Genomic DNA, 25,455 nt, shown 5'->3' on the forward strand with positions numbered 1-25,455 from the left:
GACTATCGCGGAAAGGCGGCGGCCGTGAAGCCGCCGCCGGGATGCTCAGCGCGCGGGTTGGGCGATCAACGCATTCTTCAACTCGACGCGCTCGATCCTTCCGACCACGAAGAGCATCATGAACAGGGCGACCGCGGCGCTCAGCCCCACAAAGACGAGGGCGCTTGCGAATGAGCCGCCGCTGGCCTGCACGAGATAGCCGATGACGATCGGCGTCACGATGCCTGCGCAATTGCCGAAGGTGTTGAACAGGCCGCCCGAGATGCCGCCCGCCTCTTTCGGCGACGTATCCGAGACGATGGCCCAGCCCAGCGAACCGATGCCCTTGCCGAAGAAGGACAGCGACATGAAGAACACGACCAGCGCATCGGATTCGACATATTCGCAAGCCAGCATCGACATGGCGAGGAACATGCCGACCACGACCGGGGCCTTGCGCGCGAAGGTCAGCGAATAGCCGCGCTTGAGCAGCATGTCCGAGATGTAGCCGCCGAGGATCGCGCCGGCAAAGCCGCAAAGCGCGGGCATCGATGCGACGAAACCGGCCTTCAGGATCGACATGCCGCGTTCCTTGACCAGATAGATCGGGAACCAGGTCAGGAAGAAATAGGTCAGGATATTGATGCAGAACTGGAAGCTATACACCCCGAGCAGCATCCGGCTGGACAGCAGTTCCTTGACACATTTCATCGTGTCGACCTGCTTGGGCTTCGCCTCGGACTGGACGTAATCCAGATCGACCAGCGCACCGCCCTCGCGGATATAGTCCAGCTCGGCCTGGTTGGCGCGCGGATGCAGACGCGGCGGGAAGATGACCTTGCCCCAGATCGCCGCCAGAACGATACCAAGGCCGCCGATGATATAGAACACGGCCTGCCAGCCGAAGGTGTGGACGATCGCCCCCATCAACGGCGCAAATGCTGCCGTGGCGAAATATTGCGACGAGTTGAAGATCGCCGAGGCAAAGCCGCGCTCCTGCTTGGGGAACCAAGCCGAGGTCAGGCGGGCGTTACCGGGGAAGCAGGGCGCTTCCGCAGCGCCGACGGCAAGACGCAGCGCAAACAGCATGAAGACGGCAGCACCGCCGGTCAGAAAACCCACCGTGCCTTGCAGAACGGTGAAGAGCGACCACAGCAGCAGGCCCCAGAAGTAAACGCGGCGCGAGCCGTATTTGTCCAGCATCGTGCCCATGGGCAGCTGTGCCAGCACATAGGACCAGGCGAATGCCGACAGGACATAGCCCATCTGGACCGAGGACAGGCCGAGGGCCGCGCTCATGTCCTTGCCGGCCATCGACATGGTGGCCCGGTCGGCATAGTTGATCGTGGTGGCGATGAAGAGCATGGCGAGAATGCCCCAGCGGGCATTCGTGCGCCTGGTCACTGCCGCAGCAGTGCCCATGTGAGTTGACATATCCAAAGGCTGTTCCTCCCGAGCCTGATATTCGTTCCAGACAACCCGGCCGGGCGGATCAGCGGTCTCATCCGACTTGCAGGATAGAGCGGAATCGCCGACCCGCGTAAGTCATTGATCCCGCATATTTATAGGGCCGATGTCTCTTACATGTCATACAACTAGTCGATTGCGCGACAGTTTGGCAATACAAATAATACAAGTTGTTCGTTCGGGCTGCCTCTGTCGGAATTTCTGGAAAGCCTCTATGTACTCCTCACGGGAGAAGTGTTGCCGTCGCGGCACGGAGGAAGAGTTTGGACAGCATTTTCAGAAGCGGACGCAATGACCCGGAGGACAGCGCCCGCAACGGCGCAACGCCGACGCTGGCGGATCAGATCTACGACGAGATCGTGCATCTGATCCTCAGCAAGCCCCTGCCCGAGGGCAGCCGCTTGCCGACCGAGGCGCAATTCTGCCAACTCTATTCGGTGTCCCGCACGGTGGTCCGCGAAGCGCTGTCACGTCTCAAGATCGACGGCATCGTGACTTCTCGCCAGGGTCAGGGCAGCATGGTGCTGCGCCGGCCCAATGCGGGCGTTCTGGACTATCCCGAGATCGGGAGCATCGCCACCATGCAGCGACTGTTCGAATTCCGGCAGGTGATCGAGGCCGAAATCGCACCCTTCGCCGCGACCCGCCACAGCAGCGAGGAAATGGCCCGTATCGAAGAGGCTCATCACGCCGTCGAGCAGGCCCTTCGCGCGGGCGATCCCGGCATCGAAGAAGATCGGCTGTTTCATCTGGCCATAGCGGAAGCTGCGCATAACGGGTTTTTGCTGGCGGCGCTGTCATCGGCGGGGCCGCAATTCATCAAGAGCATCGAATTCGCGCGCAGCCTCTCGGGACCGCCCGGGCCAGAGCGGATCGCACATGTCTGCGCCGAACATCGCGACATTGTCCAAGCGATTCGCGCCCGCGACGCCGATGCCGCCCGTGCGGCAATGGCCGCGCATCTGACCCAGACCCGCAGCCGCGTCTTTCTGGAGGAATGATTTGGCGCGGCCGTCGGCGCCGAGGCGCGTCAGCCCGGCGCGGCGACAGTACGACCCAGCAGGTCATAGGCCGATAGAATTTCGGAAATCTTGCGGTCCTGATCCGGATCCGGCAGCAAGGCCGGCTGGCGGCTGGGCCCGACCGAGGGATCCATCAGAAACAGCGCGCGCTTGACCAGCGCGGGCGGATAGCCGAGCCCGTAAAGATCCTTGCGGAAATTGCCAAAGATCTCTTGCTGCCGCGCGGCTTCCTTCTCGTCGCCCGCATTATGCGCGCGAAACAGCGCCGCCAGCACGTCCGGCATGACATTTCCCAGTCCCGAAATGCATCCCGCGGCACCCTGCAACAGGGACCAATGCACCAGATGGTCGGGGCCGGAATAGACCGAGAAACCCACCGTTTCGCGGCTGACCGCCAGATATTCCTCAAGCGTGTCCTGCCCGCCGCCCGAATCCTTGATCCCGGCGATATTGCCGTGACGGGCAAGGGCGCGGGCGGTCGCGGGGTCGATATGGTTCTGGGTCCGGGCCGGAATGTCATAGAGATAGACCGGGCTCCGCGCGGCATCCGCCACGGCGCTGAAATGCCGGATCAGCCCGTCCTGGGTACAGGCGATGAAAAAGGGCGTGATCACGGCAATGCCATCGACGCCGATCCGGTCGAACTCGCGGGCAAGCTTGATCGTCTCGAATGTCGCCGGCATTCCGGCATTGACGATGACCTTGGCCGCGCCCGCGACCTCATCGACCACGGCTTCGGTCAGGGCGACTTTCTCGTCAAAGGTCAGGGCGGTAAAATCGCCATTGGTGCCCGCGCACATGATATTGTTCCCGGCGCGGATCTGGCGGCGCACCTGCGCACGCGTGGCGTCGAAATTGATCGTCTCGTCATTGTTGAAACAGGTGACGAGGGCGACAAAGGCTTCCTTGGTCATGCGGGCTCCGGAGGCAGGAAAAAATCCGGCCCCCGACAAGCGGGGACCGGCAGGGAGGGATCACTTGAAACCGATCTCGGAAAGCTGAAGCTGCCCGTTGGTGGCGATCGTCGGCTTGAAATCGAGCCGTTCGGCCACCCGGCTATAGCTGACCATATGGAACAGCGGGATATCGGCCACGACATCGTCATGGACATAGGCCACCAGTTCCGACCAGAGCTTGGCGCGTTCCTCGCCGGTCGCCGCCGAGGCGCGTTTGATCAGGTCATCGACTTTCGGATCGTTGATGCCCGACTGGCGACCGTCACTGGCGTATTTGAAATACATGGTGAAGATCGGGTCGCCCTTGTTGTTGTCATGCATGGCGGCCAGCATGTAGACGCCCTGATCCGTCGGGTAGGGTTTGGAATAATATTCCTCGTGCTGGGCGACCTCGACGAATTCCAGCTTCACGTTGAAGCCGACATCCGTCAGCATCTGCTGAAGCGCCTCCATCACCTCGGTGACCTTGGGGAAATTCGCCGTCCGGGCAATCAGGCGGATCTCGGTATCGACCGGAACGCCATCGGACTTGGCCTCGGCGAGCAGCTGCTTGGCCGCTTCCGGGTCAAAGGCGGGCAGTTTCACATCCGGGTTCCAGCCCGTGGTCGTCGGCGGGAATAGCGCCACGGCCAGTTCGGTCCCTTCGGGCAGAAGCGTGCCGATAAAGGCTTCGCGGTCGATCGCCATGTTCAGCGCCTTGCGCACCCGGATGTCGCTGATCGGCGCGACCGCATTATCCAGGCGGATATAGACGGTTTCCGAATCCAGATAGGTGAAATCGGTCGCCGGATTGGTCGCATCCTCGCGCGCGATCGAAGGGGCCAGATCTGCCTCGCCGGTCTCGACCATGGCCGCGCGGACCGCCGGGTCGGTGCGGAAGAGATAGGTCGCCGAGGTGACTTTGGGCGCGGTACCCCAGTAATCGTCGCGACGCGACAGCACGATCTGATGACCCGGCGTCCATTCGCTGACCTTGTAGGGCCCCGTGCCGACCGGCTCGCGCACAAACTCCATCGGGGTTTCTTCCGGCACGATGGTGATCAGCGACAGCAGCAGCGGCAGGATCGGCTGGACCGGGTCGGCGATGAAATCGATGGTCTGGTCGTCAACGACCTCGGCAGTCACCTTCATGCCGCCGAAATAGCGCTGCGACTCGCAGGTCAGCTTGTCGCTCATAGCGCGGTCGAATGAGTGCTTCACGTCCTTCGCGTCAAAGCCCGACCCATCCGAGAACTTGACGCCCGGACGCAGCTTAAAGCGCCACGAACCATCCGCCTTCTGCTCCCAACTTTCGGCAAGGCGGGGCATCAGCCCTTTGCCATTGCGCGTGTCATATTCGGTCAGCGTTTCGTTGACATTCTCAAGGATCACCCGCCCGATATTCGAGCGCGTCGCCATGCAGGGTTCGAGCAGATCCAGCTCTTCGCTCAGCACGATCTTGATGTCGGAATCCGCCGCCAGCGCGGATGTCGCGCTGAATGCCATACCCGCCGCAAGGACTACTGCCCCCAGCCGCAAAACCTTCGTCATCATCCAGAACCTCCCCGCAGGTGACGAATAAAAAGCGACCCTCCTCCGGGTCGCCCGCTTTACCGAAATGTTCCCACGCCCCTACGTGCGCTTACCCTATCGGCAGATCGCAGGATGGAAGCAGCGTATTAAGTTGTCAACATATTACGAGGTAACTTCACGTATTGTCCGTCACTAAATTATATAATCGTTTTATTTCAGTTAATTACACTTTAATTAAGAGAAAGTTTTGATAATTATATGCTCCCATCAACTTGACAACTGAAAGAACAACTGATGTCACTTCACAGGCAAAACCGGATTGCCGCAACAAGGAATACCCATGTCACCCGAGGACATCGCCAACAGCATGACGGGCCGGATTGCGCAGGTTTCTGCGACCCGCGCCGAGGCCTTCCTGCCCTCGCTCATGGTCCAAAATCACGCCGCCTTCCTGCATCTTTTCGAGGACGGGGCGCTTCTCTGTACATGGTTCGCGGGTTCTCTGGAGGGCAAATCCGACATCTCGATCCATGCCTCGATACTCGCACCGGACGCGCAGGGTTGGGGCGCGCCGCAACGCCTTAGCCACGATCCCGATCACTCCGAGCAGAACCCGGTGATCTTTGCCGCGCCCGAAGGTGGGCTTTTCCTGTTCCACACCTCGCAACCGGCAGGAAATCAGGACCAGTGCCGAATCCGCATGGTGGCACTTGCCCGCGACCCTGCCGATCCCACAAGCCTGACCGAAGGCGAGGCGCGCTATCTCGATGAATTGCCGCGCGGCTGTTTCGTGCGCGGGCCGGTGACGTTGCGCACCGATGGGGCTTGGCTCTTGCCGCTGTTCCTTTGTGTGCCGCAGCCCGGCCAGCGATGGAACGGCAGCCATGACCTCGCCGCAATCGCCGTCTCGACCAATCAAGGCCGCAACTGGCAGATCGAAGCCGTGCCGGAATCGCTCGGCTCGGTGCATATGAGCCCGGTGACCCTGCCGGACGGGACCCGCGCCGCATTCTATCGCCGCAGGCAGGCCGATGCGGTCCATCGCAGCGTCTCGACCGATGGCGGCTATCACTGGTCCGCGCCGGAACCGACCGATTTGCCGAACAACAACTCCTCGATTGCCGCCACACGGATTGCGGATGGCCGCGTCGCGGTGATCTGCAATCTCGCTTCGGCGGCTGATTCCACTGCGCGCCGCCAATCGCTTTACGATGAGCTGGACGGGCCCGATGATCGCCCCGATGCGCAGGGCGGCTGTCAGCCAGTCTGGGGCGTGTCGCGCGCGCCTCTGGCGGTGTGCCTTTCGGCGGATGGCGGACAGACCTTCCCGCAGCGCATCATTATCGAGGACGGTCCAGGCACCTGTCTTTCGAACAACTCGACCGATGGGCATAATCGGGAATTGTCCTATCCGTGGCTTCTGGAGGGTCCGGATGGCAGCCTGCATATCGCCTATACCTATCACCGCCGCGCCATCAAATATGTCCGGCTCGCGCCGGGCTGGGCCGCAACCGAATGACGAGAATGACATGAGCGAAATCATCGGCATCACCATGGGCGACCCGGCTGGCGTCGGACCCGAGATCAGCGTCAAAGCCCTTGCGGAAATGTCGCCCGAGGACCGCACCCGCACCCGCATCTACGGCAATCGCGCCACGCTTGAGGCGGCTAAAGCCGCCATCGGCGCTGACGTGGACCTTGAGGGCGCGGTGGTCGATCTGCCCGTCGAGGGCGCGCCTTTGCCGTGGGGCAAGCTGTCCCCGGTCGCGGGCGATGCGGCCTTCCGCTTCATCGAAGCCGCCGTGCGCGATGCCGAAGCGGGCCGCATCGGCTGCATCGTCACCGCGCCCATCAACAAAGAGGCCCTGAACCTCGCTGGTCACCATTACGATGGCCATACCGGAATGCTGCGTTCGCTGACCGGCTCGCAGGCCGCTTATATGCTGCTCGCAAGCGAGCGGCTGAAGGTCATCCATGTCTCGACCCATGTGTCGCTGCAGGACGCGATCCGCCGCGCCACGACCGAGCGTGTTTTGGCCACGATCCGCGCGGGCCATGCCCATCTGCAACGCATCGGGTATGCGAGCCCCCGCATCGCCGTGGCCGGGATCAACCCGCATTGCGGCGAGAACGGGCTGTTCGGGACCGAGGATGACGACCAGATCGCCCCCGCAGTCGCGCAGGCCCGCGCCGAGGGGATCGATGTGCAAGGCCCGATCTCGGCCGATACGGTGTTCCACCGCGCCTATTCCGGAGCCTTCGATCTCGTGGTCGCGCAATATCACGATCAGGGCCATATCCCGATCAAGCTGGTGGCTTTTGATACGGCGGTGAATGTCTCGGTCGAATTGCCGATCGACCGCACCTCGGTCGATCACGGAACCGCCTTCGATATCGCGGGCAAGGGCATCGCGGATCACGGCAACATGAACTCGGCCATTGCCTATGCCCGCAAGCTGGTCGCAGGAAAGAAGGTCAACGCATGACGCTCGCTCGCAATATCACCCTGCATCTGCCCAAGCGTCTGGAAATCGGCGCGGGTGCGATTGCCCGGACCGGTGCATGGGCCGGGGATGCCCAGCGGGTTCTGATTATCGCTTCGCCGCAGACTTCGGGTTTCGCGGATCGGCTGGGGCTTTCGGGCAAGGTCAGCATTTTCGACGCCGTGCCGGGAGAGCCGGATATCGCCTGCCTCGATGCCGCGCTTGCGGCTGCCCGCGAGGCGCAGCCCGATCTGGTCGTGGGCCTCGGCGGCGGCTCGGTCATGGATCTGGCGAAGCTCGTTGCCGCGATCTGGGACAGCGGCGAGACATTGGAGCAGATCGCCGGGCCGAACCGCGTTGCAGGCCGCCGCACCCTTCTGGCACAAATCGCCACGACGGCGGGCACGGGGTCCGAGGCCGGTATCCGCGCGCTCATCACCGATCCCGGAAAAGGGGCCAAGATCGCGGTCGAAAGCCCGTATCTTCTGGCCGATCTGGCGGTGCTGGACCCGGAGCTGACCTTTACCGTTCCCCCCGCCGTCACCGCTGCGACGGGGATCGACGCGATGGCGCATTGCGTCGAGGCCTTTACCAACAAGAACGCCCATCCGGTGATCGACGACTATGCCCGCATGGGGATTGATCTGGTTGGCCGCTACCTCGCCCGCGCGGTTGCTGATGGTACTGATACCGAGGCGCGCGAGGGGATGATGCTGGCCTCGTTCTATGGCGGGATTTGCCTTGGCCCGGTCAATACCGCCGCAGGCCATGCGCTAGCCTATCCGCTGGGCACGCTGCTGCATCTGCCGCATGGTTTGGCCAATGCGATCATCTTCCCGCATGTGCTGGCCTTCAACGAAAGCGTGGCCGAGGCCAAAACCGCCGAGGTCACCCGCGCGCTAGGCCTGTCGGGCGATCTTCTGCCTGCGGCGCATCGTTTCTGTGAGGGTTTGGGCGTTGAGATGCGGCTTTCGGCTCATGGCGCAACCGAGGATCAGTTGGACCGTTTCGCCAGCGACGCCCATGCGATCCGCCGGTTGATGGACAACAATCCCCGCGACATGTCGCTGGATCAGGTCCGCGAGATCTATCGCGCCGCCTTCTGAGCGGCGCGGTCAGGCGGGCTTTTTACGCTCGAACAGGCGCTCGCGCGAGCCGATCAGATGCTCTTGCATCAATTGCTGCGCCAGCGCCGCCTCGCCTTCCTTGATGGCGCGGAAGATGCGGTCATGCTCGTCAAAAACCCGCGCCAACCCCATCGTCTCGCGCTTGACCGAGGCCCCGTGGAAGCGCATGCCCACCGCGATATGATCCTTCAGCGCCTCCATGGCGGTGGCGAAATAGCTGTTCTCGCTGGCCTGCGCGATGGCGAGGTGGAATTGGAAATCGGCATCCTCGCGATGCGATTGCCGGTTGGTCGCGTCCCGCATCAATTCCAAGGCGGCAGCGATGCGGTCCAAGGATTGCGCATCATGGCGCTCGGCGGCGCAGGCGGCGGCGACCGGCTCCATGGTGATGCGGAACTCGTAGCAATTCAGCAGATCCGCGACATTTTCGAGCTGCCCGAAGCCCAAAGGCTGCTTAAGGCCGACCGAGCGGACGAAACTGCCCGCACCGCGCCGCGAATAGATCAGGCCCTGCTCACGCAGGCGCTGCAACGCCTCGCGGATGATCGGGCGCGACACCTCGAATTCAGCGGCAAGATCATGCTCGGTCGGCAGACGCTCATCCGGCGCGAAAGCCCCCGATTTGATCGAGCGCAGCATCCGTTCAAAGACCAAATCGCCAAGGCTCTTGCGGGCATTTGGGCGCTCGGTATTCATAACGCCTTATCCTCGATCATGGCAGAGAGCTTGGTCAGGCAGGCCGGATCGCCGAAGCCGCCGGATTTGGTGATGACGGTCACGCCCTGCCAATCGGCCACGACGAGGCCCGGCAGGCATTCGCCGCGGACTTTCAGGACCTCGGCCCCCCGCGCCCGCAAGCAGGCAATGGCGGTCGCCCCGCCGCTCAGCAGCGCAGTACCGAAGCCGGGTTGTAGCAGGGGCGCCACTGCCTCGGCCAGCGCAGCGGAAACCTCCTCCGAACTGGCGGGGCTGGTGCCGGGTAGCGCCTGCAAGACCAAGCGGCGCGCCTCGGGCAGCGCGGCAGAGAGGCGGCCATTTTCCGCTCCGCGCCAGAGCACGCCCGGCATGTCACGCAACAACTCCACCTGCGCCAGCGTAATCGGATCGCGCGAGCCCAAGACAAAAAGCCCGTGCCGACCGGGCAGGCTTTCGATCATCCGCGGCGCAGTCGCGGACATCTGCGCGGCCAAAGCCTCGGCCAGACCGCGCGCCCCGATCAGCAGGGCGTTGCCCGCCCGCTCCAGCACGGCGCGCATCTCACCGGTCGTCGTCACATCGGGGATCTCCACGCGGGCAGCATGGCGGCCAAGGCAATCGGCGACCATGATGGGCCTATCCACGCCGAAGCCCGTCACTGCGCCCCCCTGCACGATCCGTCCGAATTCCGGGATGGCGGGCGCGGCCAGACCTGCCTCGAAATCAAGCGCGGAAAGCTCGGCCTCGATATTGCCCTTGAGCCGGGAATCGACCTTCTTGAAGATACGCACCGGCGGCAGCGCCGCGATGACCTCAGCGGTCGCAAGGCGAGCGGCCTCGGGCGGGATCTCGCGACTGTCGGTGGTGACGGCAAGGATATCGGGCCCGGTCGCCAGCGCGGCGGCCACGTGGCGCGGCGCGAGCGCCACCGCAACCTTGAGGCCACGGGCAGCAAAGGGCGCTGCACTGTCCAGCGCCCCGGTCAGATCATCGGCGATAATGGCAAGCGAGAGCGGCATGTAAAGATGTTGTAAACTTATCCTGCCATTCAGATTAGGGCCTTGGCCGGATTATCGCAACAACATCTCACAACTTCCTGGCGTCAGCCGCGACCGTAAAGCGGCATGGTCGTCGGCATGATCGTCGAAAACGGTACCATCACCTCGGCGGGCAGATCGGCCAGACCGGCGATATGGCGGGCCAGCATCTCGACATCCATACGCGGTTCGATCGCGGTGGTGCCATTGGCCTGCGGCACGCCCTGAGACATCCGGTCGGTGCGGGCGGTCGCGGCATTGCCGATATCGACCTGACAGACCGATATCCCGAAATAGCGGCAATCGAGGATCAGGCTTTTCGTCAGCCCGGTGATGCCGTGTTTCGAGGCCGTATAGGCCACGCTATGCGGCCGCGGGCCGTAAGCCGAGACCGAGCCATTGTTGATGATGCGCCCACCTTGTGGTTCCTGCGCCTTCATCGCGGCAACTGCCTCGCGGGCGCAAAGCAGCGGCCCGGTCAGGTTCACGGCAATGACTTCCGACAGGGCCTCGGCGGTCAGGGTTTCGAAGGGCACGGCAGGAGTATTGGTGCCCGCATTGTTGAAGAGCATGTCGATGCGGCCATATTCGGCCTTGGCGGCGGCAAAGAGCGCCGCGACGGAAGCGGCGTTCGACACATCGGTCGGGACAGCCAGCCCGCGACCGGCGAGACGCGCGGTTTCCTCAAGTCCCTCGGCACGGCGACCGGCAAGGACGATGTCCCAGCCGCGACCGGCCAATTCGACAGCAACGGCCCGCCCGATGCCGCTGCCGGCACCGGTGATGATGGCGACAGGCATGTGATTTCCTTTCAGTTGACCGGGGTCAGCAGGGGTTCACCCGCGAAATGTGCGGCGAGGTTATCGACGACCAGTTGGGACATCTTGTCCCGCGTTTCGATGGTACCGCTGGCATGGTGGGGATACAGGACCACATTCGGCAGCTTGCCAAAGCGCGGATCGGGGTTCGGCTCGTTCAGGAACACATCCAGACCCGCCGAGCCGAGCCGCCCGCTTTCCAGCGCGTCGAGCAAAGCCGCCTCATCGACGACCGAACCGCGCGAGATATTGATGAAGCTGCCCTCGGGGCCGAGCGCCGCCAGCGCCTCTGCGGACACCAGATGCGCGGTTTCCGGCCCGCCCGAGGCGGCGGCGATAAGCACATCGGCCCAGCCCGCCATCTCGGCCACGTCGCCGAAATACTGGTAAGCCACGCCGGGTTTCGCCTTACGGCCATAATAGCCGATCTCCATCCCCAGCGCCTCGCAGCGTTTGGCGATGGCGGCACCGATGCGGCCAAGGCCGACGATGCCAACTTTGCGCCCAGAGGTGGTACGGGTCAACGGCAGCATCCCCTTGCGGCCCCAATCGCCCGAGCGGACATAGGCGTCGCCCGCGACCAGATTGCGCCGCACCGCCAGCATCAAAAGGATCGCGATATCGGCCACATCGTCGGTCAGAACGTCGGGCGTATGGGTGAAACGGATGCCGCGCCGGGTCATGGCGTCCACGTCCAATGTCTCATAGCCGACCGAGGAACAGGCGGCGATTTGCAACTTGGGCAGGCGCTTGAGGAAGTTCTCGTCGGCGGGGAAATGGCCGTTGCTGACCATCGCCACGCAGCTTTCCCCGGCCTTGTCGATCAAGGCTTCGCGTTCAGCGTCATCCGTCAGCTTGTAGAGCGGAAAGACATTGTAGGTTTCTTCAAGGATCGCCAGTTTCTCGGGGCGGATCGGGGTGCAGACCAGCACATCTTGCTTCATGCGGGGACGAGTCCTTCTGACTTGCGGGCATTGCGGCGGGCAGCCTGAACCTCGGGATCGGGGTCGAGTGAGGCCGCGAGCAGCGCCTTGGTATAGGGCATCCGGGGGGCATCAAAGATCTGGCCGACATGGCCTTCTTCGACGATCTCGCCGGATTTCATCACGATGACGCGGTCGGCAAAGTCGCGGACCACCGGCAGGTCATGGGCGATGAACAGATAGCTCAGGCCCAGATCGCGGCGCAGCCCGTCGAGGAGTTCGATCACCTGCGCCTGGATCGACACGTCCAGCGCCGAGACTGCCTCGTCGCAGATGATGAGCTTTGGCTCCAAGGCCAGCGCCCGGGCGATGGCGATGCGCTGGCGCTGGCCACCCGAGAACTGGTGCGGATAACGCTTGGCCATTTCGGGGCTAAGGCCGACCTGCACCAGCAGTTCCGCGACGCGGTCCTTCCAGCGGGCTTTCGGCAGGATGTCGGGATGGACGATCCACGCTTCCGAGATGATCTGATAGACCGTCATGCGCGGGTTCAGCGATTGCGTCGGGTCCTGAAACACCATCTGGATATCGCGGCGGATCGCGAACAGTTCCTTGGACGTCATTTGCAGCAGATCGCGGCCCTTCCAGATGACCTTGCCGCCGCTGGGTTCGTCCAGCCGCAGGATCGCCCGCGCCATGGTCGATTTGCCCGAGCCGGATTCGCCGACAATGGCCACCGTCTCGCCCGGCATGATCGAGAAGCTCGCGCCTTTCAGCGCGTGGAAACCGCCGTAATGCTGTTGCAGGCGGTCGACGCGCAGCAGAGGCTCGCCCAGACGGTCTTCTTCGTCGCGGGTTTCGCCCTTGCCGGGTGCGGCGTCGATCAGACGCTTGGTATAAGGGTGTTTGGGATTGCGATAGACTTCCGCGGCATCGCCAGTCTCGACAATCTCGCCCTTATTCATCACCACGACGCGGTCGGCGATCTCGGCCACGACGCCAAGGTCGTGGGTGATGAGCAAAAGGCCCATGCCGGTCTCGCGCTGGAGTTCTTCGAGAAGCGCCAGAACCTGCGCCTGAACCGTCACGTCCAACGCGGTGGTCGGCTCATCCGCGATCAGGATGTCGGGCTTCAAGGCCAGCGCCATCGCGATCATCAGACGCTGCCGCTGCCCGCCCGAGAACTCATGCGGATACTTCCCCATCGCCGCTTCCGGGTTGGGGATACCGACGCGCTTCAGCAGTTCCAGCGTGCGGGCCTTGGCCTCATCGCCGGGAACGTCATGCACGGTCATCATCTCGCAGATCTGCCAGCCGACGGTATAGACCGGGTTCAGATGGCTCAGCGGGTCCTGAAAGATCATCGCAATGCGGCAGCCGTTCAATTCGCGGCGCTGCTCGTCGGTCATTTTCAGCAGGTCGCGGCCTTCGAACAGCACCTCGCCCGATTTGATCTCGCCCGGCGGCATGTCGATCAGGTTCATGATGGTCGAGGCCGAAACCGACTTGCCCGAACCGGATTCGCCAAGGATCGCCAGCGTCTCGCCCCGGTCCAGATGCCAGCTGACATTGCGCACTGCGCTGACGGTCCCGGCGGCGGTGTGGAAATCGACCGAGAGGTTCCTGACCTCAAGCAGATGTTCAGCCATTCTTGCGGCCTCCCATTTCAAGGCGCCAGCGCTGCACCGGATCAAGCGCGATCCGCATCCATGCCGACAGAAGGTTCAAGGAAAGCGTGGTCAGGATGATCGCCAGCCCCGGCCAGAAGGACAGCCACCATGCGTTCGTGAGGTAAGGCCGACCTTGGCTGACCATCAAGCCCCAGGTGATCTCGGGCGGCTGGATGCCGATGCCAAGGAAGGAAAGCGAGCTTTCCGCCAGCATGACGAAGGCGAAATCCAGCGTCGCGATGGTGATCAGCGTCGGCATCACCACCGGCAGGATATGGCGAAAGACGATGCGCCGATCCGAGGTTCCCATGACGCGCGCAGCCGAGATGAACATGCGCTCGCGCACTTCCAGAACCTCGGCGCGGGTGGTGCGCAGATAGATCGGGATGCGGGTGATCGCCAGAACCAGCACGATATTCGCGACCGAGGGTTCGAGCATGTAAAGCACGATCACCGCCAGCAGCAGCGAGGGGAAGGACATGATCACGTCGCCCAGGCGCATGATCGCCCCGGACCAGCGGCTGCGAGAATAGCCCGCGACCAGCCCCAGCGCCGAGCCGATAATCATCGAGCAGATCACCGCGCCAGCCGCGACGGCCATGGTGTTTTGCGCCGCCACGATGATGCGCGGCAGCAGCGGGCGGCCCAACTGGTCCGCACCAAGGATATAGAGGAAGCCTCGCGACAGCTCGAATGGCGGCGCGTTGCGGCCGCGCAGGTTCTGACGCGTCGCCTCATCCGACAGCCAGATAGGCCCGAAGATCGCGCAAAGCACGACGACCAGCAGGAACAGCGCGGCGAAAAAGGCGAATTTATCGGCCCAGAGCAGTCGGATGAAGGTTCCGACGCGACCGCGTTCTTTCACTGTGGTTGTGTTGGTTTGGCTCATGGTCATGTCTCAATACCGGATGCGAGGATCAAGCATCGCATAGGCGAGATCGATCAAGAGATTCATGATGAAGATGGCCACGGCGGAAACCATGATCGCGGCAAGGATCACGGCGAAATCGCGCTGCAGGATGGCGTCGATCATCAATTTGCCGATGCCGGGGAAGCCGAAAATCGTCTCGACAACCACCGCGCCATTCAGGATGCCCGCCGCCTGATCGCCGATCACGGTGATGACCGGCAGCATGGCATTGCGCAAACCGTGGACGAAGATGATCGGGCGCGGCGGCACGCCCTTGGCCTTGGCGGTTTTCACATAGGCCGAGGACAGCGCCGTGATCATCGAGCCGCGGACGACTTGCAGGATCAGGCCGAAGGGGCGGATGAACAGGACCGAGATCGGCAGGATCCAATGCCAGATCGTCCCCGTCCCCGAGGTCGGCAGCCAGCGCAACTGCACCGCAAAGATCACGATGCCGACAATGGCGATCCAGAAATCCGGCGCCGAGGCCCCGATCAGTGAGAAGAAGCTGGTGATCCGGTCAAAGACCCCGCCGACCTTGAAGGCGGCGAGCGAGCCGATGACGATGGCCGCGACCGTGACCAGCGTCATGGTCACCACGGCCAGCGTCAGGGTCCAGCGGAAACCTTCCAGCACGACATCCATTGCGGGGCGAGCCTGACGGATCGACTCGCCAAAGTCGAAATGCAGCAGATCCCAGACATAGCGCCCGAATTGGACGATCAGCGGATCGTTCAGCCCATGCAGCTCGCGGAACTTGTCGCGCATTTCCTGCGTGGCGTCGATCGGCAGGTAAAGATCGGTGGGATCGCCGGTCAGACGCGACAGGAAGAAGACCAGAATGACAAGGCCCACAAGCGAGATTGCACTCGCAATGGCCCTTTTGCCGATGAATTTTTTCATATTGGGTTCCTCGACCGGGGGCCATGTGGCCAGTCGCGTGAGGCAAGGGGGACAGTGTGAGCCGTCCCCCGCAGTCAGTTTACTTGAAGCCGATTTCCGACAGGCGCAACTCGCTGTTCGTCGAAATCGTCGGCGTGAAGTCGAGGCGCGGGTTCACCCGGCTGAAGCCGACCATGTGGAACATCTCGACATCGCCGATGATGTTTTCATGGATGTCCTTCATCACGTCCGACCACAGGGCCGCACGGTCGTCGCCACTGGCCTCGGTCGCCTTCGAGATCTTGGCGTCGAGTTCGGGATAGACCAGACCCGATTGCAGCCCCTCGGTGCCGTATTTGAAATACATCGAGAAGACCGGGTCGCCCTTGGCATTGTCATGCTGGGCGGCGACCAGTTGCGGACCACGGCCCTCGGCGAAGGGGCGGTTGTAGTAGGTGTTATAGTCCGCGACTTCTTTCATCTCGAGCTTGGTGTTGAAGCCCGCATCGTTCAGCATTTGCGACATGGCTTCGAGGATCTCGGAGATGTTCGGGAACATGCCCAGACGGCCCACGATCAGGATCTCCTGATCCACGGGAACGCCATCGGCCTTGGCCTCGGCCAATAGCGCCTTGGCACGCTCAAGATCGAAGGGATAGGGGGTCAGGTCTTTGTTATAACCCAAGGTGGTCGGCGGCACGACGGCGGTGGCCTTGGCCGAGTCCTTGCCGACCAGCGTGCCGATAAAGGCGTCGCGGTCGATGGCAAGGTTCATCGCCTCGCGCACGCGGCGGTCGTTCAGCGGCGCGGTCGCATGATCGACGCGCAGATAGGTGGTTTCCGAGTTCGGATACGAGAAGTCCGTATCCGGGTTGGTGGCATCAAGCTCGCTGATGACCGGTGCGATATCGGCTTCGCCGACTTCGACCATCGCGGCGCGAACGGCGCTGTCATCGCGGAAGACATAGGTGGCCTTGGTCACCTTGGGCTTGTCGCCCCAGTAATCCGCGCGCTGAGTCAGGACGATATTGGTGCCGATATTGCGCTCGGTCATGGCATAGGGGCCGGTGCCGATGGGTTGCTGAACCATCTCCAGCGGAGTTTCCTCGGGGACGATGGTCAGCGAGGACATCAGCAGCGGCAGGATCGGCTGGGCCGGATCGGTGGTGATGTCGACGGTATTGTCGTCGACCTTGGTCGCGTTGATCTTGAAGCCGCCGAAATACTTGCCGCCGACCTCGCAAGTCATCTTGTCGCTGATCGTGCGCTCCAGCGAATGGATCACGTCCTGCGCCTTGAAATCCGTCCCGTCCGAAAACTTCACGCCCTGACGCAGCTTGAAGCGCCAGGTGCCGGGCTGGGTCTCTTCCCAGCTTTCCGCGAGCAGCGGCTTCAGCGTGGCGGTGGCGGGTTCATAGACGGTCAGCGTCTCGCTGATATTACCCAGCAGCACGCGACCGATATTCGATTGCGAGGACATGCAGGGATCGATCAACTCAAGCTCTTCGCTCAGCACGATCGTGACATCGGTCTTGTCCTGCGCATAAGCGGCACCGGCCGCGATGGTGCTGGCCAGCAATGCGCCGATCAGGGTCGTCTTCATGGCAACTCCTCCCATGGATTTTTCTGTGGGCTGGCGCCCTCCTCGGCGCTTCGAATCAACCCTTGTTTAATTGATATATTAGTACAACTACAATCTTTGAGAACCCTGTTTCTGGCCTCCTTTCGAGATCGCCCCGAGGCTCACCGCCAAGATGATGATCGCAGCGCCGATCCAAGTCGAGAAGCCTGCGATCTCTCCGAAAAAGACGAATGCCATCAAGGCGATCACCGGAAGGCGCAGAAAGTCCAGAGGCGCAAGGAAAGAGGCATCGGCCAGCGAGAAGGCCCGCGTCACCAGCGCCTGGCTGCCTGCGCCCAAGGCCCCCTGCACCGCCATCAGGCCAAGCGCGCGCGGGCTGGGCGTCTCCCAGACGGTCAGAGCAAGGACCAAGGCCAGCGGCACCATGGCGATCAGGTTCCATGCGACCAGCCGGTCCGGCCGGTCATGGGCCGACATACCCTTGAGGATCAACTGGATCGTCGCGGTCAGCACCGCGCCCACCAGGGCGAAGAGCAGCGCGGAATCGAAGCCTCCGGCACCGGGGCGCAGGATGATGAGCATGCCCGCAAAACCCGCGACGACCGAGGCGATGCGCGCCAGAGTCAGGCTCTCGCCCAGAAACAGGCAGGCTCCGAGCAGCAGGAAAAGCGGCGTGGTGAAACTGATCGCGGTCACATCCGACAAAGGCGCATTGGCGAAGGCCACGAAAAGCGCGAGCAGCGAGGCGAGTTTCAGCCCGGCGCGCAAAACATGCATCCAGCGATAGGGCGAGCCCATTAGGTCGCCGCGCCGCAGAATCCAGGGCAGAAAAAAGAGCAAGCCGAACGCGGCGCGAAAGAAGCCGATGACGAAAGGATGCACCTCGCCCGCGAGCAGGCGCACGATGACGCCGTCGCAGGCGTTCAACACAGTCGCCGCCAGCATCATGCCCGCGGCGGCGACAAGCACAGGACGCCCAGTCGAAAGCGATGGGCTGTCACTGGGGGTCATGCGGGGAACCCGGATAGCTTGTATGACATGTTGAGACGCCCTCCCAAACGCATCACTCACTTGCCTTATGAGTCGCGCGAAATCAAACCAAAATTAACCTTATTGATGTGACAAGTCCGCTTAGACCGCCATTTCGGCAAGGATCAGCTTGCATTCGCAGCAAGCGCGAGGGTTTCCGGCAGCGCAAGCCCCAAGCCGTCGGCCCGCGCCGCAAGGCTGGTCCAGACCCCTTCCGCGACCTGCACGCCTTGTTGCAGCGCCTGCCTGCGCTGGCGCGAGGCGGAATCGCCCGGCACGCGCACCGCGCCCCGCGTCGCTGGACCGGGCGGATTCGTGCGGCAGGCATTGGCCAGCCAGTCGGATTGCTCACGGAAGGCGTCGATACCCGCAAAGGCCTCGGGGTCGATGACCTGCAGGAAGACGCTTTGCGCCAGCGGACCGGGGGGCGTATTGGCGCGACCCTTGCCGGAAAGCCCCTGCCCCAGCAATTCGACCATCAACCCAAGCCCGTAACCCTTGTGTCCCTTGAGTGCGCCGCCCAGCGGCAGCAGTGAGCCGCCGCGCTCGGTCACCTCGCGCGGATCATCGGTCGGCTCGCCCGTGGCGGTCAGGGCCCAAGCCTCGGGGAAGCGCTCACCCGCCTTAGCCAATGTCTGGGTCATCGTGGTGGTAGTGATCGAGGACGAGACATCGATCACCACCGGATCGCCCGAGGTCGGAAAGCCCGCCGCGATCGGGTTCGGCGTCAAGAGCGGCTTGGTCCCGCCATAGGGCGCCACGCGCGAGGCCGCCGGGTTCGAGCAGGAAATCTGCACGATCAGCCCGCGATCCGTCAGCTCGCGCATATAGGCCGACAACGCGCAGGTGTGATGGGTGTTGCGGATCGCGGCGGTGACGGTGCCATGATCGGCGACCCGCTCGGCCGCCTGTTCCAGCGCACGGGTCAAAAGCCAAGCGCCGGGCAGAAGCCGCCCGTCCCAGACGAAGCTCGCGCCCTTGTCGCGGACGATCTCGTAATCGCCCGCGCCATTGAGCGAGCCATCCGCCAGCGCGTCCAGATACCACGGCAGCAGGCCGACGCCATGGGTCTCATGGCCGATCATGTCGCCCTCGACCAGAACTCGGGCGGTGACCTCGGCCTTGTCGGTCTCCATTCCGGCGGCGGAAAGCAGGGTTCGGGCGAATTCGGTCAGCGTTTCGCGGGGGATCAGGGGCATGGTCTCTCCTCGGTCGGTCAGCGGGGGCGGATCGCCGCCCCCGGCAGGCTCAGCGGCCGTTGGCCTTGCGCCATTCGGCGAAAAGCACGAGGTTCTTCTCATCCGTCGCCGGGTAAAGACCGATGATCGTGGCCCCGCCCTTGACGCGTTCAGTGACGAAATCCTCATAGGCCGTCATCTCAACCGCCTCATCGGCGATCTCGTCGGCGATCTCGGCCGGGATGATGATGACGCTGTCATCGTCGCCCACCACGATATCGCCGGGGAAAACCGCGACATCGCCGCAGCCGATCGGCACGTTGATGTCGATGGCCTCGTGCAGCGTCAGGTTGGTCGGCGAGGAGGCGCGGTGGTGATAGGCCGGGATCTCCAGCGCGCCGATCGACATCGAGTCGCGGAAGCCGCCATCGGTCACCACGCCCGCGCCGCCGCGCACCATCAGGCGCGTGATCAGGATATCGCCGGCCGAGGCCGCGCGGGCATCCTTGCGGCTGTCCATGACCATGACATGGCCCTCGGGGCATTGCTCGATGGCGGCGCGCTGCGGGTGGTTGGGGTTGCGAAAGACCGACATCGGGTTGCGGTCCTCGCGCGCGGGCATGTAGCGCAGGGTGAAGGCCGGACCGACCATATTGCGGCCCTTGCGCTCAACCGGGCGCACGTCCTGAATGGTCTGGTTGCGTAATCCGCGCTTGTAGAGCGCCGAGCAGAGCGTGGCGACCGAGACGCCCATCAGTTTTTCACGGGTCGAGGGATTCAAGTTCAGCCTCCGAAAGTGGTCGTTTCGACAGTCCAGTCGCGGGCCTTGCCGGTCAGCGAGCAGCCCAGACCCGGGCGCGCGGGCACGATCATGCGGCCGTCGCGGATTTTCAGTTCCTCATTAAAGAGCGGCGCGAGCCAGTCGAAATGCTCGACCCAGGGCTCATGCGGATAGGCAGCGGCCAGATGCAGGTGGATCTCCATCGCGAAATGCGGCGCGAGACGCATCCGCTTGACCTCGGCCTGTGCGCAGATCTTCAGGAATTGCGTGATGCCGCCGACGCGCGGCGCGTCGGGCTGGATGAAGTCAACAGCATCGGCGCGGATCAAGGCCATGTGCTCGTCGGCGGATGCCAGCATCTCGCCAGTGGCAATCGGAGTCGCGAGTTCACGGGCCAGAAGCGCATGACCCTCGGCATCATAGGCGTCCAGCGGTTCTTCGATCCATTCGAGGTTCAGGGGTTCCACCAGACGCCCGAAACGCAGGGCAGTCACGCGGTCCCATTGCTGGTTCGCATCCACCATCAGCGGCACGCGACCATTCAGATGCGCGGTCACGGCATCCAGACGGCGCAAGTCCTCCATCGGGTCGGGCTGGCCGACCTTGATCTTGATCCCGCCAATGCCCGATTCCAGCGACTTGTCGATTGCGGCTTTCACCTCATCGATGGAGGAGGACAAGAATCCGCCCGAGGTATTATAGCAGGCGACGCCATCGCGATGCGCGCCCAGCAGTTTTGCCAGCGGCAGACCTGCGCGCTTGGCTTTCAGATCCCACAGGCAGATATCCATCGCGGCAATCGCCTGCGTCGCCACGCCAGAGCGCCCGACCGAGGCTCCGGCCCAGCAAAGCTTGTCCCAAAGCCGCGCGATATCGTTCGGGTCTTCACCCAGAAAATTGTCCGCGATCTCGCAGGCATGGGCGTAAAGTGCCGGGCCGCCCGCGCGTTTCGAGTAGCTGAAGCCAAGGCCCGAGAAGCCCGCTTCGGTTTCGATCTCGCAGAAAAGGAAGGCGACCTGCGTCAGCGGCTTCTGTCGCCCGGTCAGCACCTTGGCGTCGCTGATCGGGCGGGCCAGCGGCAGGTAGGCCAGCGAGAGCTTGACCGCCTTGATCGCGTCTTGCGTCGCGGGACCGACCGCAAAGCCTGCTTTCGGCGGCTGCGCGGGGATCAGGCGTTGAGAGATATCCAGCATGACATGCACCTCAGTTGATGGCGGGTTCCGGCGTTTTGCCGCCGTATTCGGTTTTCAGGAAATCGAAGTCGCAGCCCTTGTCGGCCTGCTCGATATGCTTTGAGAACATCAGCCCATAGCCGCGTTGATAGCGGGGTTCGGGGGCTTCCCAAGCGGCACGGCGGGCCTCCAACTCGGCCTCATCCACCAGCATATTCAGGGACCGCGCCGGAATATCCAACTCGACCATGTCGCCGGTTTTCAGCAGCGCCAGCGGCCCGCCCACGAAGGCCTCGGGCGAGACATGCAGCACGCAGGCCCCGAAGCTGGTCCCGGACATCCGCGCATCCGAGATCCGCACCATGTCGCGCAGGCCCAGCTTCAACAGCGCCTTGGGCATCGGGATCATGCCCCATTCCGGCATCCCCGGCCCGCCCTGCGGCCCCGCATTGCGCAGGACCAGCACTGTTTCGGGTGTCAGCGGATAATCGGGATCGTCGATGATCGCCTTCATCTCGGCATAGCTATCGGCGACCAGCGCGGGGCCGGTATGGCGATGGAATTTCGGATCACAAGCGGCGGGCTTGATCACCGCCCCATCGGGGCAAAGGTTGCCCTTGAGCACCGCCAGCGAGCCTTCGTGATAGACGGGATTGGAAAGCGGACGGATGACGTCATCGTTCCAGATCTTTACATCCTCGAGGCCTTCGGTCAGCGGCTTTCCAGTGACGGTGATGGCGGAACTGTCGAGCTTATCGCCCAACTGTTTCATCAACGCGCGCAGGCCGCCGGCATAGTAGAAATCTTCCATCAGATAGGTCGAACCCGAGGGGCGGATATTGGCGATGACCGGCGTCGTACGGCCAATGCGGTCCAGATCGTCCAGCTCCAGCGGCACACCGGCGCGGCGCGCCATTGCGATCAGGTGGATGATCGCATTGGTCGAACAGCCCGTGGCCATAGCGACCGTCACCGCATTGTTCACGGCAGCCGGAGTCACGATCTGATCGGGGGTCAGATCCTCCCAGATCATCTCGACAATGCGTCGCCCGCAGGAGGCCGACATGCGCTGGTGGTTCGCATCCGCCGCCGGGATCGAAGACGCCCCCGGCAAGGTAAGCCCCATCGCATCGGCAATCGCCGTCATGGTCGAGGCCGTACCCATGGTCATGCAATGGCCATAGGAACGCGCGATGCCGCCCTCGATCCCCTGCCATTCTTCCTTGGAAATCGTGCCCGCGCGGCGCTCATCCCAATATTTGAATCCATCCGTGCCGGAACCCAGATACTTGCCCGCATAGTTCCCGCGCAGCATCGGACCTGCGGGCAGGTAGATGAATGGAACACCCATACTCAGCGCGCCCATGACCAGACCCGGAGTGGTCTTGTCGCAGCCGCCCATCAGCACCGCGCCGTCGATCGGGTGCGAGCGCAACAGTTCCTCGGTCTCCATCGCCAGCATGTTGCGATAAAGCATGGTCGTCGGCTTGACGAAATTCTCGGAGAGCGACAGCGCCGGAAGCTCCATCGGGAAGCCACCCGCCTGCAGGATGCCGCGCTTCACCCAATCCACGCGGTCCTTGAAATGCATATGGCAGGGCTGCGCGTCCGACCATGTATTGATGATCGCGACAATGGGCTTCCCTTCCCAATCTTCCGGGGCATAGCCCATCTGCATGGTCCGCGAGCGATGTCCGAACGACCGCTGGTCATCGGGCACCATCCAGCGCGCCGAGCGCAGATTCGCATATTCCTTTTTCTTCTGCATTCCTGTCCTCCCCTACCCCGCTTGGCACCGCATGAGGGCCAGCGCGTCACGTCACGCTTGAGCGGGGATGCGGAACTGATATATTAGCTATATAAGAATATCAATGCCAAATCGCGGGCGGCTGCTATACCCGCTGAAGGGACGGAAGAAACGGCATGACACGCACATTGATTTCAGCACTCAGCCCGGCAGACGGCTCAGCCTCCGGCAGCGGCAGCACGGTCCAGCGCATTTATGAGGATCTGCGACAGAGAATCATCGATTTCGACCTGCCGCCCGAGATGACGCTGGCGCGCAACGATCTGACCGAGGCCTATGGAATCAGCCAGACGCCTTTGCGCGAGGCCTTGCAAAAACTGCATGCCGAAGGGTTGGTCAGGATCTATCCGCAATCGCGCACCGTCGTGACGCGGATCGACATTCCGCAGATCTATGAGGCGCATTTCCTGCGCGTCGCGCTCGAATGCGAGGTCGCGCGCGGATTGGCGCTGGCCTCGGACCCCGAATTGGTCACGCGGGCACGCTCGATCATCCGGATGCAGGAGGTGGTGGCGCAGGACCCCAATCAGGTCTCGATGTTTCAGGAACTCGACGAGGTGTTTCACAACACCCTGTTCTCGGGACTGGGCCGCAGCCCGCTGCATCGGCTCATCCGGGAACGTTCGGGCCATCTCGAACGTGCGAGGCGGCTGCACAATGCGCAGGGCCGGGTCAGTTCGATCATCGCAGGCCATATGGCTGTCGTCGATGCCATCGAGGCAGGCAACGCCGAGGCCGCCACGCAGGCAATGCGGGCGCATCTGGGCGGCACAATCTCGCATCTCGAGGCACTGCGCGGGGAATATCCCGACTATTTCGCCTGATTGGCTCTCTGAAAACAAAGAGGGCGAGGCCATCGGCCCCGCCCCATCCTTTTGGTTAGCGGCGCTTACCTGACGCGCTCGCTGGCCTGCCATTCGGCCCAGCCCGGCTCGCCTTTCATGAAGGCTTCGATCTGGGCGCGGTTCGCCTCGAGCTTGGGATCGTGCTTCAGGTAATGTTTCGTCTCGCGGGCGATCAGACCCGAAAGGATCAGAAGTCCGATCAAGTTCGGAATCGCCATCAGCCCGTTCATCACATCCGAGAAGTTCCAGACCACGCCGAGTTGCACGGTACAGCCGAAATAGACCACGAGCGAGAAGAGCACGCGGAAAGGCATCACGGCGCGATGGCCGAACAGGCGCTCGACATTGCGCTCGCCGTAATAGGCCCAGCCGAGAATGGTCGAATAGGCGAACATCACCAGACCCACGGTCACGATCCAATGGCCCCATTGACCCGGCAAGCCATGGCTGAAGGCCTGACCCGTCATGATCGAGGCCGAGATCTGCTGCCCGGTGGCCGGGTCGATCTCTTTCCAGACGCCGGTGGTGATGATCACAAGACCGGTGCAGGAAACGACGATGATCGTGTCGATGAAAGTCTGGGTCATCGAAACCAGACCCTGACGCACCGGATGGGTCGTCTGGGCCGAAGCAGCTGCGATCGCCGCCGAACCCATGCCGGATTCATTCGAGAAGATGCCGCGCGCCACGCCGTAGCGCACCGCAAGCATGATGGTCGAGCCAAGGAAGCCGCCAACCGCTGACGTACCGGTAAATGCCTCGCGGAAAACCTCGGCAAAGGCCGCCGGAACCGCCGTGATGTTCACGAGCAGGATATAGAGCGCACCCAGCACATAGAAGACGATCATCACCGGAACGAGGCCCGCGGTGACCTTGCCGATCGACTTGATGCCGCCGACCAGAACGACCAGCGTCAGCGCCGCCAGAATCGCGCCGGTGATCCAGTGCGGAATGGCGAAGCTATTATCGAGATTCGAGGCGATCGAGTTGCCCTGCGTCATATTGCCGATGCCGAAGCAAGCACAGACCGCGAAAATCGCGAATGACAAAGCGAGGAACTTGCCGAAGGTACCGGGAATGGCGCGCTCGAGGTAATATTGCGGGCCGCCGTTTTTCTCGCCGACCTCGTCGGTGGTCCGGAAGCGCACGGCAAGGAACGCCTCGGAATATTTCGACGCCATGCCGAGGATCGCGGTCACCCACATCCAGAACAGCGCACCGGGGCCACCAACGCCGATAGCGGTGGCAACGCCGACGATATTGCCGGTCCCGACTGTGGCGGCCAAGGCGGTGGTCAGGGCTTGGAACTGCGAAATATCGCCTTCGGCATCGTCATCCTTGCGCTTCAAGAGGCCAAGACGCAACGCAGCCCCAAGACGGAAGATTTGGACGCCGCCAAGCCGCACCGTCAGGATCAGGCCGGTGCCCAGCAAAAGGGGGATGAGCATATAGGGACCCCAGATGATCCCTCCGATCTCTCCCAGAAAACTCTCCAACCAGTCCAGACCCATATTCGGTTTCCCCTTGTTCGTCATGGTTGCGATTTCAGAGGCAAAGCCAGTCAATAATGTCAAGACAT

At 62.8% G+C, this 25,455-nt stretch carries 22 protein-coding genes; 5 read left to right on the forward strand and 17 right to left on the reverse strand.

Translation table 11 applies throughout. The features are described 5' to 3' along the window. Positions 1 to 45: 45 nt before the first annotated feature. Positions 46 to 1,383, reverse strand: coding sequence for an MFS transporter (locus ESZ60_RS03490; RefSeq protein ID WP_280633992.1), 1,338 nt, complete (start codon positions 1,381 to 1,383; stop codon positions 46 to 48). Positions 1,384 to 1,709: 326 nt separating this feature from the next. Between ESZ60_RS03490 and ESZ60_RS03495 the strand changes: the two genes are divergently transcribed. Next, positions 1,710 to 2,447 (forward strand): FadR/GntR family transcriptional regulator, encoded by a 738-nt coding sequence (locus tag ESZ60_RS03495; protein ID WP_167620049.1) that lies wholly within the window; start codon positions 1,710 to 1,712, stop codon positions 2,445 to 2,447. A gap of 29 nt (positions 2,448 to 2,476) precedes the next feature. On the opposite strand, the gene ESZ60_RS03500 is transcribed toward ESZ60_RS03495, so the two are convergent. Both ESZ60_RS03500 and ESZ60_RS03505 read right to left on the reverse strand, forming a co-directional pair. Then, a complete protein-coding gene (locus ESZ60_RS03500; protein WP_134679035.1) occupies positions 2,477 to 3,382 on the reverse strand; it encodes a dihydrodipicolinate synthase family protein in 906 nt (301 codons plus the stop codon). Positions 3,383 to 3,442: 60 nt separating this feature from the next. Continuing rightward, positions 3,443 to 4,957, reverse strand: a complete 1,515-nt coding sequence (locus tag ESZ60_RS03505) for an ABC transporter substrate-binding protein (RefSeq protein WP_245155560.1) — start codon at positions 4,955 to 4,957, stop codon at positions 3,443 to 3,445. Positions 4,958 to 5,276: 319 nt separating this feature from the next. On the opposite strand from ESZ60_RS03505, the gene ESZ60_RS03510 reads away from it, so the two are divergent. From ESZ60_RS03510 to ESZ60_RS03520, 3 genes are read left to right on the forward strand one after another with little or no spacing between them, the layout of a single operon-like run. After that, positions 5,277 to 6,455, forward strand: coding sequence for a sialidase family protein (locus ESZ60_RS03510; RefSeq protein ID WP_134679036.1), 1,179 nt, complete (start codon positions 5,277 to 5,279; stop codon positions 6,453 to 6,455). A gap of 10 nt (positions 6,456 to 6,465) precedes the next feature. Then, positions 6,466 to 7,422, forward strand: a complete 957-nt coding sequence (gene pdxA, locus ESZ60_RS03515; protein WP_134679037.1) for a 4-hydroxythreonine-4-phosphate dehydrogenase PdxA — start codon at positions 6,466 to 6,468, stop codon at positions 7,420 to 7,422. Beyond that, positions 7,419 to 8,525, forward strand: a complete 1,107-nt coding sequence (locus ESZ60_RS03520; protein WP_134679038.1) for an iron-containing alcohol dehydrogenase — start codon at positions 7,419 to 7,421, stop codon at positions 8,523 to 8,525. Before pdxA ends, ESZ60_RS03520 begins: the two co-directional genes overlap by 4 nt. Positions 8,526 to 8,534: 9 nt before the next feature. Here the strand turns inward: ESZ60_RS03520 and ESZ60_RS03525 are convergent, their stop codons facing one another. The 13 genes from ESZ60_RS03525 to araD all read right to left on the reverse strand — a co-directional run bounded on the left by ESZ60_RS03525 (position 8,535) and on the right by araD (position 22,992). After that, positions 8,535 to 9,242 (reverse strand): FadR/GntR family transcriptional regulator, encoded by a 708-nt coding sequence (locus ESZ60_RS03525; RefSeq protein ID WP_134679039.1) that lies wholly within the window; start codon positions 9,240 to 9,242, stop codon positions 8,535 to 8,537. Next, a complete protein-coding gene (locus ESZ60_RS03530) occupies positions 9,239 to 10,261 on the reverse strand; it encodes a four-carbon acid sugar kinase family protein (protein WP_134679040.1) in 1,023 nt (340 codons plus the stop codon). Before ESZ60_RS03530 ends, ESZ60_RS03525 begins: the two co-directional genes overlap by 4 nt. Before the next feature lie 83 nt (positions 10,262 to 10,344). After that, a complete protein-coding gene (locus tag ESZ60_RS03535) occupies positions 10,345 to 11,079 on the reverse strand; it encodes an SDR family oxidoreductase (RefSeq protein ID WP_134679041.1) in 735 nt (244 codons plus the stop codon). A gap of 11 nt (positions 11,080 to 11,090) precedes the next feature. Continuing rightward, positions 11,091 to 12,041 carry a 2-hydroxyacid dehydrogenase gene (locus tag ESZ60_RS03540; RefSeq protein WP_134679042.1) on the reverse strand — a complete coding sequence of 317 codons (951 nt, stop codon included), beginning with the start codon at positions 12,039 to 12,041 and terminating at the stop codon, positions 11,091 to 11,093. Continuing rightward, complete coding sequence (locus ESZ60_RS03545) at positions 12,038 to 13,669, reverse strand: ABC transporter ATP-binding protein (protein WP_134679043.1); 1,632 nt, start codon at positions 13,667 to 13,669, stop codon at positions 12,038 to 12,040. The genes ESZ60_RS03540 and ESZ60_RS03545 overlap by 4 nt, the downstream gene beginning before the upstream one ends. Next, on the reverse strand, positions 13,662 to 14,579 hold the full coding sequence (locus tag ESZ60_RS03550; RefSeq protein ID WP_209021227.1) for an ABC transporter permease: 918 nt from the start codon (positions 14,577 to 14,579) through the stop codon (positions 13,662 to 13,664). The genes ESZ60_RS03545 and ESZ60_RS03550 overlap by 8 nt, the downstream gene beginning before the upstream one ends. A 9-nt stretch (positions 14,580 to 14,588) precedes the next feature. Then, the gene (locus tag ESZ60_RS03555; protein ID WP_134679045.1) at positions 14,589 to 15,503 is read right to left on the reverse strand and encodes an ABC transporter permease; all 915 of its coding nucleotides are present in this window, start codon (positions 15,501 to 15,503) and stop codon (positions 14,589 to 14,591) included. 79 nt (positions 15,504 to 15,582) lie between these two features. Continuing rightward, positions 15,583 to 17,085, reverse strand: a complete 1,503-nt coding sequence (locus ESZ60_RS03560; protein ID WP_134679046.1) for an ABC transporter substrate-binding protein — start codon at positions 17,083 to 17,085, stop codon at positions 15,583 to 15,585. Between the two features lie 87 nt (positions 17,086 to 17,172). Then, complete coding sequence (locus ESZ60_RS03565; RefSeq protein WP_245155561.1) at positions 17,173 to 18,075, reverse strand: DMT family transporter; 903 nt, start codon at positions 18,073 to 18,075, stop codon at positions 17,173 to 17,175. A 143-nt stretch (positions 18,076 to 18,218) separates the two neighbouring features. Next, on the reverse strand, positions 18,219 to 19,292 hold the full coding sequence (locus tag ESZ60_RS03570) for an Ldh family oxidoreductase (protein WP_134679047.1): 1,074 nt from the start codon (positions 19,290 to 19,292) through the stop codon (positions 18,219 to 18,221). Positions 19,293 to 19,341: 49 nt separating this feature from the next. Then, on the reverse strand, positions 19,342 to 20,052 hold the full coding sequence (locus tag ESZ60_RS03575) for a ribonuclease activity regulator RraA (RefSeq protein ID WP_134679048.1): 711 nt from the start codon (positions 20,050 to 20,052) through the stop codon (positions 19,342 to 19,344). Between the two features lie 2 nt (positions 20,053 to 20,054). Continuing rightward, positions 20,055 to 21,245, reverse strand: coding sequence for an L-talarate/galactarate dehydratase (locus ESZ60_RS03580; protein ID WP_134679049.1), 1,191 nt, complete (start codon positions 21,243 to 21,245; stop codon positions 20,055 to 20,057). A 10-nt stretch (positions 21,246 to 21,255) separates the two neighbouring features. Then, positions 21,256 to 22,992: an L-arabinonate dehydratase gene (araD, locus tag ESZ60_RS03585; RefSeq protein ID WP_134679050.1), complete on the reverse strand. Its 1,737-nt coding sequence runs from the start codon at positions 22,990 to 22,992 to the stop codon at positions 21,256 to 21,258. A 155-nt stretch (positions 22,993 to 23,147) separates the two neighbouring features. Here araD and ESZ60_RS03590 point away from each other — a divergent pair, with 155 nt between their 5' ends. Next, entirely contained in the window at positions 23,148 to 23,855 is a 708-nt protein-coding gene (locus ESZ60_RS03590) for a GntR family transcriptional regulator (RefSeq protein ID WP_134679051.1), read from the forward strand. Between the two features lie 65 nt (positions 23,856 to 23,920). Here the strand turns inward: ESZ60_RS03590 and ESZ60_RS03595 are convergent, their stop codons facing one another. Beyond that, positions 23,921 to 25,411: an alanine/glycine:cation symporter family protein gene (locus tag ESZ60_RS03595; protein ID WP_245155562.1), complete on the reverse strand. Its 1,491-nt coding sequence runs from the start codon at positions 25,409 to 25,411 to the stop codon at positions 23,921 to 23,923. Positions 25,412 to 25,455 lie beyond the last annotated feature (44 nt).

Origin of the sequence: Paracoccus ravus, assembly GCF_004522175.1 — a bacterium.
Lineage (GTDB): Bacteria > Pseudomonadota > Alphaproteobacteria > Rhodobacterales > Rhodobacteraceae > Paracoccus > Paracoccus ravus.

Bases quoted from the DNA above. Each gene is read 5' to 3' on its own strand.
- ESZ60_RS03500 (WP_134679035.1), bottom strand. From the start codon at position 3,382: ATGACCAAGGAAGCCTTTGTCGCCCTCGTCACCTGTTTCAACAATGAC.
- ESZ60_RS03565 (WP_245155561.1), bottom strand. From the start codon at position 18,075: ATGACCCCCAGTGACAGCCCATCGCTTTCGACTGGGCGTCCTGTGCTT.
- ESZ60_RS03510 (WP_134679036.1), top strand. From the start codon at position 5,277: ATGTCACCCGAGGACATCGCCAACAGCATGACGGGCCGGATTGCGCAG.
- ESZ60_RS03525 (WP_134679039.1), bottom strand. From the start codon at position 9,242: ATGAATACCGAGCGCCCAAATGCCCGCAAGAGCCTTGGCGATTTGGTC.
- ESZ60_RS03535 (WP_134679041.1), bottom strand. From the start codon at position 11,079: ATGCCTGTCGCCATCATCACCGGTGCCGGCAGCGGCATCGGGCGGGCC.
- ESZ60_RS03580 (WP_134679049.1), bottom strand. From the start codon at position 21,245: ATGCTGGATATCTCTCAACGCCTGATCCCCGCGCAGCCGCCGAAAGCA.
- ESZ60_RS03590 (WP_134679051.1), top strand. From the start codon at position 23,148: ATGACACGCACATTGATTTCAGCACTCAGCCCGGCAGACGGCTCAGCC.
- ESZ60_RS03520 (WP_134679038.1), top strand. From the start codon at position 7,419: ATGACGCTCGCTCGCAATATCACCCTGCATCTGCCCAAGCGTCTGGAA.
- ESZ60_RS03550 (WP_209021227.1), bottom strand. From the start codon at position 14,579: ATGAGCCAAACCAACACAACCACAGTGAAAGAACGCGGTCGCGTCGGA.
- ESZ60_RS03540 (WP_134679042.1), bottom strand. From the start codon at position 12,041: ATGAAGCAAGATGTGCTGGTCTGCACCCCGATCCGCCCCGAGAAACTG.
- pdxA (WP_134679037.1), top strand. From the start codon at position 6,466: ATGAGCGAAATCATCGGCATCACCATGGGCGACCCGGCTGGCGTCGGA.
- ESZ60_RS03545 (WP_134679043.1), bottom strand. From the start codon at position 13,669: ATGGCTGAACATCTGCTTGAGGTCAGGAACCTCTCGGTCGATTTCCAC.
- ESZ60_RS03570 (WP_134679047.1), bottom strand. From the start codon at position 19,292: ATGCCCCTGATCCCCCGCGAAACGCTGACCGAATTCGCCCGAACCCTG.
- araD (WP_134679050.1), bottom strand. From the start codon at position 22,992: ATGCAGAAGAAAAAGGAATATGCGAATCTGCGCTCGGCGCGCTGGATG.
- ESZ60_RS03505 (WP_245155560.1), bottom strand. From the start codon at position 4,957: ATGATGACGAAGGTTTTGCGGCTGGGGGCAGTAGTCCTTGCGGCGGGT.
- ESZ60_RS03555 (WP_134679045.1), bottom strand. From the start codon at position 15,503: ATGAAAAAATTCATCGGCAAAAGGGCCATTGCGAGTGCAATCTCGCTT.
- ESZ60_RS03595 (WP_245155562.1), bottom strand. From the start codon at position 25,411: ATGACGAACAAGGGGAAACCGAATATGGGTCTGGACTGGTTGGAGAGT.
- ESZ60_RS03530 (WP_134679040.1), bottom strand. From the start codon at position 10,261: ATGCCGCTCTCGCTTGCCATTATCGCCGATGATCTGACCGGGGCGCTG.
- ESZ60_RS03560 (WP_134679046.1), bottom strand. From the start codon at position 17,085: ATGAAGACGACCCTGATCGGCGCATTGCTGGCCAGCACCATCGCGGCC.